Annotated in this window: 14 protein-coding genes; 7 read left to right on the top strand and 7 right to left on the bottom strand. The window is 54.5% G+C overall.

Annotated elements, in window-relative coordinates:
• Positions 1-93: 93 nt before the first annotated feature.
• Both JRI46_10190 and JRI46_10185 read right to left on the bottom strand, forming a co-directional pair.
• Positions 94-777 (bottom strand): glycosyltransferase family 2 protein, encoded by a 684-nt coding sequence (locus tag JRI46_10190; GenBank protein ID MBW2039937.1) that lies wholly within the window; start codon positions 775-777, stop codon positions 94-96.
• Complete coding sequence (locus JRI46_10185; GenBank protein ID MBW2039936.1) at positions 774-2,003, bottom strand: ATP-grasp domain-containing protein; 1,230 nt, start codon at positions 2,001-2,003, stop codon at positions 774-776. The genes JRI46_10190 and JRI46_10185 overlap by 4 nt, the downstream gene beginning before the upstream one ends.
• 42 nt (positions 2,004-2,045) lie before the next feature.
• Between JRI46_10185 and JRI46_10180 the strand changes: the two genes are divergently transcribed.
• The gene (locus tag JRI46_10180; GenBank protein MBW2039935.1) at positions 2,046-2,255 is read left to right on the top strand and encodes a hypothetical protein; all 210 of its coding nucleotides are present in this window, start codon (positions 2,046-2,048) and stop codon (positions 2,253-2,255) included.
• Between the two features lie 4 nt (positions 2,256-2,259).
• On the opposite strand, the gene JRI46_10175 is transcribed toward JRI46_10180, so the two are convergent.
• From JRI46_10175 to fba, 4 genes are all read right to left on the bottom strand, one after another.
• On the bottom strand, positions 2,260-2,538 hold the full coding sequence (locus JRI46_10175; GenBank protein MBW2039934.1) for an acylphosphatase: 279 nt from the start codon (positions 2,536-2,538) through the stop codon (positions 2,260-2,262).
• Between the two features lie 57 nt (positions 2,539-2,595).
• Positions 2,596-3,243, bottom strand: coding sequence for a redox-sensing transcriptional repressor Rex (locus tag JRI46_10170; GenBank protein ID MBW2039933.1), 648 nt, complete (start codon positions 3,241-3,243; stop codon positions 2,596-2,598).
• Between the two features lie 98 nt (positions 3,244-3,341).
• Positions 3,342-4,271 (bottom strand): 1-phosphofructokinase, encoded by a 930-nt coding sequence (gene pfkB, locus JRI46_10165; GenBank protein ID MBW2039932.1) that lies wholly within the window; start codon positions 4,269-4,271, stop codon positions 3,342-3,344.
• Positions 4,268-5,206, bottom strand: a complete 939-nt coding sequence (gene fba, locus JRI46_10160; GenBank protein MBW2039931.1) for a class II fructose-1,6-bisphosphate aldolase — start codon at positions 5,204-5,206, stop codon at positions 4,268-4,270. The genes pfkB and fba overlap by 4 nt, the downstream gene beginning before the upstream one ends.
• 214 nt (positions 5,207-5,420) lie before the next feature.
• Between fba and der the strand changes: the two genes are divergently transcribed.
• The gene (gene der / locus JRI46_10155; protein MBW2039930.1) at positions 5,421-6,725 is read left to right on the top strand and encodes a ribosome biogenesis GTPase Der; all 1,305 of its coding nucleotides are present in this window, start codon (positions 5,421-5,423) and stop codon (positions 6,723-6,725) included.
• A gap of 349 nt (positions 6,726-7,074) precedes the next feature.
• The gene (locus JRI46_10150; protein ID MBW2039929.1) at positions 7,075-8,277 is read left to right on the top strand and encodes a cardiolipin synthase B; all 1,203 of its coding nucleotides are present in this window, start codon (positions 7,075-7,077) and stop codon (positions 8,275-8,277) included.
• Between the two features lie 20 nt (positions 8,278-8,297).
• On the opposite strand, the gene map is transcribed toward JRI46_10150, so the two are convergent.
• Positions 8,298-9,044: a type I methionyl aminopeptidase gene (gene map / locus JRI46_10145; GenBank protein ID MBW2039928.1), complete on the bottom strand. Its 747-nt coding sequence runs from the start codon at positions 9,042-9,044 to the stop codon at positions 8,298-8,300.
• A 287-nt stretch (positions 9,045-9,331) separates the two neighbouring features.
• Here map and JRI46_10140 point away from each other — a divergent pair, with 287 nt between their 5' ends.
• The 4 genes from JRI46_10140 to JRI46_10125 all read left to right on the top strand — a co-directional run.
• A complete protein-coding gene (locus JRI46_10140; GenBank protein ID MBW2039927.1) occupies positions 9,332-11,266 on the top strand; it encodes an aconitate hydratase in 1,935 nt (644 codons plus the stop codon).
• A gap of 97 nt (positions 11,267-11,363) precedes the next feature.
• Entirely contained in the window at positions 11,364-12,089 is a 726-nt protein-coding gene (locus tag JRI46_10135; protein ID MBW2039926.1) for an MBL fold metallo-hydrolase, read from the top strand.
• A 113-nt stretch (positions 12,090-12,202) separates the two neighbouring features.
• The gene (locus JRI46_10130; protein ID MBW2039925.1) at positions 12,203-12,379 is read left to right on the top strand and encodes a hypothetical protein; all 177 of its coding nucleotides are present in this window, start codon (positions 12,203-12,205) and stop codon (positions 12,377-12,379) included.
• Between the two features lie 247 nt (positions 12,380-12,626).
• Positions 12,627-12,806 (top strand): zinc-ribbon domain-containing protein (locus JRI46_10125; GenBank protein ID MBW2039924.1); only part of this gene is annotated, 180 nt, incomplete at its 3' end.

Genomic DNA, 12,806 nt, shown 5'->3' with positions numbered 1-12,806 from the left:
AGCTGTTCATCAGAGGCACTGGCCAGCAGTGAGAGGGCCGTGGAGGCGAACTTGACCAGTGTATAATCCCTTATCCTGCGATAGGTCCCCATATCACCTCCAAAAAAGCTCTTGTAAAAAGGTCCTACAAATCAGCCATGTATCCCTCACTGGCCGGAAGTGGCTGGAGGGTCTTCCATCTGCATAATGGGTGGTAACTGGAATTTGTACCACACTGTGGCCCCTTTTGCAAGCCTTAATGAGGAGCTCCAATTCCGCCTCATAACCCGAGGCGCAGAGGGGGAATCCCCTCAACACCTCCCCCTTGATGAGACGATAGCCGGACTGGGTATCGGTGAAGGGGGTGCCTGTAAGTTTGGATACGGCCTTTGCCCCCAATCTATTCCAAAACCTTCTCAGCCAGTTTATTTCCCCAAACTCCCCCGTCCGAGAACCGATGATGATCTCACCTTTTCCCTCCTGATAGGCACGGATAAATTGGGGGATGAAGGAGGGGTCGTGTTGGCCATCGGCGTCCATGGTAATCACGGCCTTGTAGCCATGATGCAGGAGAAATCGAAAACCCGTTTTCAAGGCCATCCCCTTGCCCCGATTTACCCCATGCCTCAAGACTCGGACTCCTAACTCTCCAGCGATCTCAGCCGTGGCATCGGTGGAACCATCGTCCACCACCAAGATATCCAGCCCATAGCCCCTGACCCCCTCAATCACCCCTCGGAGGCTGCAGGAGGCATTGTAGGCGGGGATGAGGACCGCTATCTTCGGCACTGACTTCATCTCCTCTGCAGAAGCCTGCGCAAGTCTCCATCCCACAGGAGCGAAAATAGGGTGAGAAACCTCCCCATTGTCGGCAGCGGATCCTCCTGGGAGAGGATGTCGTAGGCCATCCCCCTGAACTGGAAAAAACTCGGTTTGAGATGAAACCTCCGGGGGTTGGTGAGAAAGTGGAGGATATCTCCCGGCAGGAGCCATCGACACCTCTTGCCCAGCTCATATTCCAAGACCGGATCGAATTCCTCACCCATTGCCATCTTATAAAGAAGGCAGGGGAAGTCCACTCCGGCCTGGATGGCCAAGGCGAGGGACCCCCAGAAGCGGGGATTTAGCTCCATCAGCTTGGGCGTGTTGTCCCGGGGATCCACCTTGAACTCCACCATGGCGACGCCATACCAACCCAACGACCGCAACAGCCGCAGCCCAAGTTCCTCTATCCGTGGATGCCGCACACTCTCCCGCAGGGTACTCGGGCCACCTCTTACCGGATATTCCCTCAGCCTCCTGTGGGCGAAGAGGGCCTTTACCACACCCCCCTTATCCAAGAGGGCGGCCAGTCCAAAGGCCTCTCCCTCTTGGGGGATGCGCTCTTGGATCAAAGGGAAAGGGAATCTTCTGTGGACCTCTTGGTATGCAGTCGGCAGGTCTTCCTCATTGTTCACATAGACTATGCCATAGGCACCTGAGCTCACACGCGGCTTGATAACCCAGGGGGGCGGGATCACCTCCTTGACGGCTGTAAGGTCTTTTATATCCTCCACAAAATAGGTCTGGGGCATGGGGATCGCCTCCTTTAAGGCGTGTTGCAGAAGCCATCCCTTGTCACGCACCTTGATCACGTCATGATAGGATGTGATGGGCAAACGGACCAAAGGTGCAAACTCCCTTTTATGTCTGGCCAGCAGCAGGAGGGTCTCTTCTTCCATGGGTATAAGGATGTCATAGGTCCTTCGGGTCAATTCCTGGCGCAGAAAGGCGAGAAAATCATCTGGGCGCCGGTGTACAGAGGGGTAAACTACCCTCCTATGGCAGTACTTGGAGAAGAAGGAGGTGGTCACCCTGGAGCTCTCTCCCACGGTCACCTCCAACCCCTTTCTGCCGAGGGAGCGGACCACGGCCAAGGTTTTTCTCCAATGACCATCCGTAACGAAGATCCTGGACATAATGTACCACGAGAGGATATGATTGAAACAAAGGAGGGGATCAGGCACCCCTTCCTCCCTTGACATAAGGGACGTCTCTATTATATAAGGAGAGGAAAGGATATCCAAATGAAAAAATTCCTCTTGGGAATCGCCATCGGCATCCTGGTGATCTTACTTTTTACCTACTTCGGGGGAGGGAACGCACTGAAATCCTTGGGGAGGAAGACCATCGAATTGGGAGAGAGGGTTGAGGTCTATGAAAAAACCCTCAAAGAGACCACCAAAGGGCTGATTAAGAAGAAAGAGGAGGTAGAGAAAGAGATAATAAAGAAATGACGGCCTAATATTGTATCGAAAATCCCCTTAAATCCCCTTTATACTCCTCACAATGCGTCGTTACCTTTTTCACTTGTGCCCCTGGTGGGCCTTGATGACACCACTGGAGGAGGGCTTCTACCTTTCCACGTTCTCCTTCCAACAGGCATTCCACGTTCCCATCCCATAGGTTGCGCACCCAACCGTTGACCCCCAATTCCTGGGCCCTGCGTTGAGTGGAATAGCGATAAAATACCCCCTGGACCAACCCCTCTACTCGCACCCTAACCCTTATCTTCTCCATGCTTACACTATCGCGTTATCCCGACATGACTGAAGTTCAAATGGAGAGGGGATGTCTTTATCGCTTCTTCAACTGCAGCAGATACGCTACACTATCCAAGACAGTGGTGAAATAGACGTTTTTTACCACAAACCCTTTGGGCATCTTTATCTGGACGGGGGTAAAGTTGAGGACCCCCTTGATGTTGGCCTCCGCTACCTTATCGGCAACCTCTTGGGCCTCGGAAGCGGGCGTGGTGATAATGGCGATATCTATCTTCCTCTCCTTGGCCACCTCCTTGAGTCGATCGGGGTGCAAGATCTCTACCGGTCTACCCATCTTTTCCGAGACCCTCCCCACTACCCCCGAGGGGTCTATGTCAAAAGCGGCGAAGATATTGTAGTTCTTCTTTAAGAAGTCCTTGTAGAGGAGGAGGGCAGCCCCTAAATTGCCGATCCCTATGATGGCTATACGCCACTCCCGATTCAGGCCCAAGATGTTCTTGATGTCATCACAGAGGTCCTTGATATAATATCCCACCCCCCGGATCCCGAACTCCCCGAAGTAGGCCAGATCCTTCCTCACCTGGGCAGCGTTAACCCCACACGTGCTCGCCAACTGGGCGGAGGAGACCACAGTCTCCCCCTTTTCATCCAATGTCTCGAGACAACGGACATAGGTAGAAAGTCTCCTTATGGTAGCTTCTGGAACCTTTGAGAATTTCAATGTTTTAACCCCTTATGTGAAAAAATTCTTTTATCTTATAAGACGTTATCACAAAAAAGGCAAGAAAAAAATATTATTTTCACAAAAATTTTTGCCGTTCAGAGTGTCTCCACCTTGATTTCCCCCTTTATCCTCTCTACATCCTTCCTCCTGCACAGTTCTGTTCCGGGGGTCATCACTGCCGCCGTCCCCGCAGCGGTGGCCAAGGTCAGGCTCTCCTTGAAATCCATCCCCCTGGTCAAGGCGTAGATAAACCCGGCCACGGCGGAGTCCCCTGCCCCCACTGGGCTGGCCACCTCAACCTGGGGGGGGATTGCCCAATAGGCCTCATTCCTTTTCACCCCTATAATTCCCTTTGCCCCCATGGATATCATGACTAACTCTATCCCCTTCTCTGTTATGTGGCGGGCCTCTTTTAATAGGTCCTCAACCTGGCTCGAACTTATCCCCGTGAGGCGTTGGAACTCATGAACATTGGGCTTGATTACAAAGGGGTTGGCCTTACACCCTTGTCGCAGGAGCTCTCCATCGGCATCCAAGGCCACCCGTATCCCTCTACCTCTCAGGGTGGTGATTATCTGGGCGTAGATGTTATGGCTTACCCCTGGGGGTACGCTACCACTGACGGCCACAAATTCGGCATCACGCGGGATAGAGCGGATCTTTTGAAAGAAGAGGCCGACTTCGGTGGGGGTTATCCCCGGCCCGGCAGCGTTCAACATGATCTGGGTCTTTTCTCTCCGATCGTAGAGTATGATGTTGGTCCTCGTCTCCCCTCCGATCCTGGTAAAATCACAGAGGACCCCTTCGTTGATCAGCCTCCCCTCCAATTCCAGTCCGTCATATCCCCCGATAAACCCCAAGGCGATGCTCTCCCCCCCCAACTCCTTGATCACCCGGGAGACATCAATCCCCTTACCCCCGGCATATCTCGCCTCCCGCATGATCCTGTTGGCGTCGTCCATCAGCAGACCTTGCACCTCTATGGTCCTGTCCAGGGCCGGGTTCATAGTAATGGTATAGATCATCCCCTCACCTCCTGGGCCTTATCTCCACTGCCGAAGAGTTCTACCTTTTTTTTCACGACCTCCTTGATCATATCCCTGGCCGGCCCCAGGATCTTTCTGGGGTCGAACACCTCTCGATCTTCGGACAAGACCTTCCTCACCTCCCCGGTAAGGGCAAGCCTCAGGTCTGTATCGGTATTGACCTTATTGATGCCCACGGCAATGGCCTTCCTTAGCTGCTCAGGGGGGACACCCTTGGCTTCTTTCAACTCCCCTCCGTATCTGGTCACCAGCTCAAGGACGTGCTGCGGAACGGTGGAAGCCCCATGGAGTACCAGGGGGATACCTACCCTGCTCTTTATCTCCCTTAGGCGTTCTAAATCGAGCTTGGCCTCTCCCTTGAACTTGAAGGCCCCGTGAGAGGTGCCGATGGCAGGGGCCAAAAAATCCACCTCGGTCTCCTTTACAAAGCGCTCAGCCTCCTGGGGATTGGTTAGGGTGGCCTCCCTCTGTCCGACAGAGACCATCTCCTCTACCCCCTGTAGGCGTCCCAGTTCCCCCTCCACCGATATCCCCACAGAATGGGCCATCTCCACCACCCTCCTGGTCTCCCTGATGTTTTCCTCAAAGGGGAGGTGAGAGGCATCGATCATCACCGAGGTAAACCCCCCCTTTATGCAACGGGAGATGATCTCCCTGTCACGTCCATGGTCTAAGTGAAGGACCATGGGGATGGGGCTGAGTTCGGCCGCCGTCCTCACCATGGCGACGATATAATCGAAACCTGCATAGTTAATGGCCCCTTCGCTCACCGCTATGATGACTGGAGACCTTTTTTCCATGCACCCTGCCACCACCCCCTGAAGGATTTCCAGGTTATTGATATTAAAGGCCCCTACAGCATAACCACCCCGGTTTGCGGCCTCCAAGACCTCCTTCCCTGTTACCAATCCCATTGTTTTCTCCTGAAGAGAATGTATCCTTATTTTTTTATTATAGAATAAAGTGCCCCATTTCACAATGATAATTGCGCCCTTGCTCCATTTACGTGGTTCTTATATACTTTAATAAAGGGCGACATCTATGATCCCCTTCAAAGATGACAATCCGACTACCCCCCAAGAGATAGGGTGGGAGCAAAAGAGCTACAGAGGGAGGTATCCCCTTTAGATGAGACCCCTTGTTGCCATCCTGGGGAGGCCCAATGTGGGCAAGTCCACCCTGTTCAATCGGCTGGTGGGCTTTCGCAAGGCCATTGTGGAGGGCCTTCCCGGGGTAACCCGTGATCTCAACTACGCCGATGTGGATAGATACGAAAAACCCTTCACCCTCATTGACACAGGAGGGTTTGAGCCTGTGGCCCAGGAGGGGCTCTTGGCCCAGATGGCTGAACAGTGCCGTCTGGCCGTGGAGGAGGCGGACATCATCATCTTCCTGTTGGACGGAAAAGAGGGTCTCACTCCTTCTGACCAAGAGATCGCCCGCCTTTTGCGCCACAGGGATAAAGAAGCCCTCTTTGTGGTCAACAAGATCGATGGTCCCCAGCATGAGGGAAGAATCTACGACTTCTATGATCTGGGTATTGAGATCCTTTATCCCATATCAGCACAACATAACTACGGCTTAGAAAGATTGAACGAGGCGATCAGTGACCTCCTCCCTGCACCTTCCTCAGAGGAAGGGGAGGCAGAGGCGACAAGGATAGCCATGGTCGGGAGGCCCAATGTGGGAAAGTCCTCTATCATAAACAGCATTTTGGGGTATGAACGGGTCATCGTCCATGAGGCCCCTGGGACTACCAGAGACGCCATCGACACGCCATTCATCGTGGGGGAGAGGAACTATGTCTTTGTGGATACGGCCGGAATCAGGCGCAAGAGCAGGATCAGTTTACAGCTGGAGAAATACAGTGTGGTGGAAGCCATCAAAAGTATCGGGCGGGCAGATGTGGTCCTCCTCATCCTGGACGCCCAAGAGGGTGCCACAGAACAAGATGCCCGGATAGGAGGCTTGATCCACGACAAAGGGAAAGGGGGGGTCATTGTGGTAAACAAATGGGACTTGGTGCAGAAGGATCTCACCACCTCTGCCTATACTGAATGGGTAAGAGAGCACCTTTGGTTTCTGGACTACACCCCCCTTATCTTTACCTCTGCCATCACTGGAGAGGGAGTAGGCCACATCCTCGAGGTTGTGGAAGAGGTGGTTGTACAGAGGGGTAAGAGGATACCGACCCCTCAGCTCAACCGCTGGCTCCGGGAGGTGGTGGAGTTCCATAGCCCTCCCCTCTTTCAGAAAAAGAGGGTAAAACTCTCCTATATTACCCAGATCTCCACCCGACCACCCACCTTTGTCATCTTCGCCAACTACCCCATGGGTGTCCATCTTTCTTACAGGAGATATCTGACCAACCGGCTCAGAGGGGACTTCGGGTTCGGCGGAAACCCCATCCGTTTGATCTTCAGAAAAAAATAAAAAAGGGTTCTTTCCTCTTTTGTGCAACTGCTTCTTGTGGGCCGCTCTTGACCTACCCGACGGTGCTATAATACACTACCGTATCATAACAGAGCAGGCAAATTCTTCGTATCGATGGCACCGTATCTCGAACCCGACAGTGCCTGATTCAATTTCGAAGAAGCCTGTGCATATGTGCATGCGCCCTTTGCCAGATATGCGACATGTTGCAGCGTGGATAGCACTGGTACTGTTGCTTGTCTCTGGGTATGGCTGCACGTTCATCGGTCCGCGGCCAAAGAACGTGCTGCACACCGTTTTTCATGTAGCGCCCCGCGCCGGAGCGGTCGGGACCGAAGAGTTTTCACGCGTGATGGATCGCATCACCGGCACAACAGCGACCTTTGGCAACCGCGTGCAGTTGCTCACCAACGGCGAACAGGCCTTCCCACAAATGCTTGCTGCCATCGACAACGCCAAGGAGCGCGTCTCCTTGGAGATCTACAAAATCCGCATGGACGCTGTGGGCAGGCGCTTTGTCGAGGCGCTGACCAATGCGGCAGAGCGCGGTGTGAGGGTTCGATTTCTCTATGATGCATACGGCAGCCGCACGGTCAACGGCGGAGATTTCGCAGCCCTGCGTGCCGCTGGAGCCGAGGTCCGCGTTTTCAATCCGGTCATGTGGTGGACGCTGCTGCGGGTGAACAACCGCGACCATCGCAAGATCCTCGTTGTGGACGGCCGCATCGCCTTCGTGGGAGGAGTCAACCTCGCGAAGGAATACGATGGCAACGGGGTGAACGGCTGGCGCGACACCGTGCTTATGGTGGAAGGCCCGGCTGCGCTTGATGCCGAGCGGGTCTTTGCCTCGTCGTGGCTCCAGGGCGGGAGGGGGTTTATGGGTAAGGACCTGCCGATGGTTGGGTTCCGTCATTTCAAGCGGGTCATCGATGATCCGCTGATGTGGCTGCTGGGCTTGAACGGGACCTTTTGTCTCCCTGAGCATGCCCCGATGGCGGATGGAGCTGCGCATGTGCGCGTCATCTCCTCTGCCCCTGACCATCTGAGCAGCACGATAGTCGACAAGTACCTGCTGGCCATCAACTCGGCACAGAAACACATTTCCATTAGCTGTGCGTATTTTGTCCCACCACTTATCCTGCGCCGGGCGCTCGTGGATGCGGCCAAACGCGGGGTTCAGGTGCGGCTCATCCTGCAGGGATCGAGTGACTCTCCCCTAGCGCGCACCATCAGCATCGGCTACTACGGAAGATTGCTCAAGCACGGCGTGGAAATCTACGAGTGGACGCGGTCGGTCCTGCACGCGAAAACCATGGTTGTAGACGGCGTATGGGCAACAGTCGGCAGCGCCAACCTCGACGGCCGCGCCCTTTTTTTAAGCTACGAGGCGAACGTGGCAGTGATCGATCCCGGACTTGCGGCTGCCATGGAGCAACAGTTTGAAGATGATCTCAAACACTGCCGCAGGGTGATGCTCAAGGAGTGGAAGAAACGCCCTTTCACACAGAGAGTTTGGGAGATCCTGTTTACGCCGTTTGTAGGGCAGTTCTGAATGGCAAAAAAGTATGATGGTCAGGGCAGCGAGAGGATGTCCGGTCCTGCGTCCGTGATGGCAACGGTGTGTTCAAAATGCGCGGAGAGGCTTCCATCAGACGTGACCACTGTCCACCCGTCCCGCAGGACCTTTATCTCCCAGGTGCCTATATTTATCATCGGCTCTATCGCCAGGACCATCCCGGGCAGAAGCCTGGGGCCATGATGAGGCGGACCGAAATTGGGCACCTGAGGATCCTCGTGGAGGTCCCTCCCTATCCCGTGCCCCACAAAGTCCCTTACCACAGAAAGACCGAAAGACTCTACCCATGACTGGATAGCATGGGAGATATCGAAGAGGCGCTTACCGGACCTGGCCTGCTCAATCCCCTTGTAGAGGGCCTGCTGCGTTACCTCCTGGAGCATGGTGGCCTCCTGGCTCACCTTTCCCACGGGCACAGTGATGGCCGCATCTCCATAATATCCATGGAGATAGACCCCCAAGTCCAGGCTCACGATATCCCCCTCCTTCAACCTGCGGGGACCGGGGATCCCATGGACCACTTCCTCGTTAACCGAGACGCACAGGCTGGCCGGGTATCCTCTATACCCCTTAAAGGCAGGAGTGCCTCCTCCCTTCCTTATCGAGCGCTCCGCAATTTGGTCCAGCTCCTTGGTGGAGATGCCTGGTTTGATCGCCTCTTTTAACTTCCTCAGGACCTGTGCCACCAGGCGGTTGCTCTGGCGCATGATCTCGATCTCCTTTTTTGTTTTGATGTTGATCATACTACAGTAAAATATAGACGAAAGGCCCTCATAAAGTCAAATGTCATGTATCCTTGACTCTACTCTGCCTTTTCAATATAGTATTGGAATCTTTTCCCATTTAGTTGCTGGAATGAGAGGATTTAAGGATTGACATAGTTTGTACGGTTGACGCGGTTATTGGGTTTGTTGGGTTTACACGGTGAATGGGTGAATTGGGAAATTGGTTAATTGATGCTGATAGCTGACAGCTGAACGCTGATAGCATATGAAGAACCTAGTATTGATCCAAAACTGAAAGGGGAGCAATGGGGAAAGGCCTTGTCGAGAAGCTATTGGCATCCCACCTGGTATCAGGGAGTTTGGTGCCGGGGGAGGAGATCGCCATTTCCATAGACCAGACCTTGACGCAAGACGCCACAGGCACCCTCGTCTACTTAGAACTGGAGGCCATGGGAATCAAGAGGGTCGCCACTGAGCTGTCTGTCAACTACGTCGATCACAATACCCTGCAGACGGGATTTGAGAGTGCCGATGACCATCTCTATCTTAAGACAGTGGCCGCACGATATGGTATCTACTTTTCTCCCCCAGGCAACGGTATCTGTCACCAGGTCCACCTGGAGAGGTTCGGTGTACCGGGAAAGACGCTGCTGGGCTCGGACAGCCATACCCCTACGGCCGGTGGCTTGGGGATGATGGCCATAGGGGCGGGGGGGCTCGATGTGGCCCTGGCCATGGCGGGCAGACCCTTCTTTTTCTTCATGCCCGAGATCATCCGGATCGATCTCATCGGCCGCCTATCGCCCTGGGTAGTGGCCAAGGATGTGATCTTGGAGGTTTTGAGGAGGCTCTCCGTTACAGGAGGGGTGGGGAAGATCCTGGAATATGGGGGGGCGGGGGTGAAGGGTTTAAGCGTCCCCGCAAGGAGCACCATTGCCAACATGGGGGCGGAGCTGGGGGCCACTTTCTCCATCTTTCCCAGTGATGAGGAGACCCGGCGGTTTTTAAGGGCTCAGGGGAGGGAAAGGGATTGGACGCCCCTGGGGGCTGACGGTGACGCCCACTATGGCGGAGCGCTCTCCATTGACCTATCACAACTGGAGCCGCTGCTGGCCCTCCCTCACAGTCCCGACAACGTACGGAAGGTACAAGAGCTTGAGGGGGTCAAGGTCCATCAGGTGATCATTGGCAGCTGCACCAACTCTTCTTATCAAGACCTGGCGCGGGTGGCCGAGGTGTTAAAGGGGAAAAGGGTACACCCAGAGGTGAGCCTAGCCATTGTGCCCGGTTCCCGACAGGTGCTGCAGATGTTGGCTCAAAGGGGGGAATTGACCCACCTCATCGCCTCGGGGGCACGGGTCTTGGAGCCCGCCTGTGGTCCATGTATTGGTATGGGGCAGGTCCCCCTCTCAGGGGGGGTTACCCTGCGCACCTTCAACAGGAACTTTAGGGGGCGCAGCGGAACCCCTGATGCAGAGATCTACCTCTGTAGCCCGGAGACGGCCGTTGCCTCCGCCCTCACCGGGGAGATAACCGATCCCCGTTCCTTGGGGGAGGAGGTGAAGGTCCACAGGCCTAAGAGATTGTGGGCGGGGGCAGATCTGATCATACCCCCCTGCTCCCACCCCGAAACGGTCCAGGTCATCCGTGGGCTCAATATCCAGCCTTTGCCGGAGTTTCCCGAGATGCCCCAAACAATAGGAGGTGAGGTCCTCATCAAACTGGGTGATGACATCACTACCGACGATATCCTGCCGGCGGGATTGAAAGTGTTGCCTCTTCGCTCCAACATCCCTGCCATAGCGGAGTTTACCTTCACTGGGCTTGATCCCTCGTTTTCCTCCCGGGCCACAGAGGGGGGCGGCGGAATCATCGTGGCCGGGACCAACTATGGGCAGGGGTCGAGCCGGGAGCATGCGGCGCTGACGCTGAGATATCTGGGGATCAAGGCTGTTATTGCCCTCAGCTTTGCCCGCATCCACTTGGCCAATTTGATAAACTTTGGGGTCATCCCGCTCCTGTTCGCTAGCAAAGAGGACTACGGGAGGATAGAGATGGGGGATCAGGTGGTGATCCCTCTGGGCGAGGTGGCGGGAGGGATTACCCTCTGGAACAAGAGCAAGGGAATACCTATCAACCTGACCCACTGCCTGCGGCCTCGCGATATCGCTATCCTCAAGGAAGGGGGAGTTCTGAACTTGGTAAAGAAGGGATCTGCGGAGAGGCCTACGGAAGATTAGGATATCCAGAACGCTTGCACAGAGCCGGCGCACGGGGTATGCCAAACGATCGCGCGTCACGGATGAACGGGAGCAAAAAAACCTGAGGGGTACTGCTATGGAGAAGATTATAGACGGTGTATATTTTATTCCGGGGCAGGATGAATTTATTCCCGATTCACATACCTATGTGGTAGGAGAGCCGACATCCCGGGATCTTTCACTCGTTGACCCCGGTCTCATGGGGAAGGGTGAATACAAGATCGAGGCTATCGAAAAAATGGGAATCGAGCTGGAGGCCATAAAAAGGGTTATCATGACCCATACCCACCTGGATCATATCGGTTGTCTCTCTGAAATCCTCCAGCAGATTCCCTGGGCTGAGCTCTGGGTACACACGCTGGAAGCCGCGCCCCTCGAACAGGGGGATGAGAGGACCGTGTACGGTATGGATATGTTCAGGGGGATGTGCCAGATGCAGTATGGTCTGAAACCTGGTGCCTTTACCTTTCAGGTGCATCGTCACCTGCAGGGGGGCGAAACTCTGGAGATCGGCGGCATGGTCTGGGAGGTAATCCACGTTCCAGGACACTCTCTGGGTAGTATCGCCCTTTATCATCGTCCTCAACTGATCCTTATCCCGGGTGACGTTGTCTATGCCGATTACGCCATTGGCCGCTTTGATCTTCACGGGGCCAATGCCTCTCAGTTGAGACAATCGCTGATGCGGCTTGCCGAACTCGAGGTGGATATCCTGTTGCCCGGCCACAACCGGATCGTCAAAGGCCCCCCAGCCGGGTACATTCGAGAGACGGCCAGTCAATGGGAACCCTATCTTCGCTGAGCTTCAGCGGCCCAGGGGTTTTTTACCATACCATGAGGCGGAACAGTGTCTAGTGAGTAAGGAGGAGGTCCAATGGTTACCTTGGGGCCGAAACGAGGCAGGTTGTCGCAGGTATTGCTCCTCACTACACACCAGAGCAGCTTGTCGGAAAACAGATTCCAACGCTGGTCAATCTCGAACCGAGGAAGGTGCGCGGTGTGGAGAGCCGGGGGATGATCCTTGCAGTGGAAGGAAAACCAGTGCTGCTTACGCCTGACGAGCAGGTTCCCCCTGGCAGTAGGGTGCGCTAGAGGGATCGCCTCTGCGCGGCCACTATCGCACCTCATTTCTTGAGACCTATTCCCTCACAGATCACTGCGCTGCGTTCGGTGACGCAGCAGGGCAAAACACGTGACACATAGTGCAAAGGGTCACTGATAGATAGCTGCGTTTGCACCTATTATGAGCATTATCTTGGAGTTTCAGGTTAAAATGGCATAAATTATGCATCAAATTTGATAGGAGATCAGTAGGAATCTGTTTTGAGGATTTACTCATATGATAATTAGATGTAAAAAATGTGGGACAACATACCGGCTTGATGACGCTAAGATAAAGGCCACGGGAACAAAAGTCCGATGTTCTCGATGTATGCATGAATTTACGGTATCTTTGTTAGCGGTCACGGATATAGGGGAGCTTTTCGGTGAGCTCTCTAGGGAGCAGAAAGTATCAGAC

The sequence above is a fragment of the Deltaproteobacteria bacterium genome (genome assembly GCA_019308925.1).
Lineage (GTDB): Bacteria > Desulfobacterota > B13-G15 > B13-G15 > RBG-16-54-18 > JAFDHG01.
The sequence above is the reverse complement of the archived record's forward strand: the minus strand, read 5'-3'. Positions and strand labels throughout refer to the sequence as shown.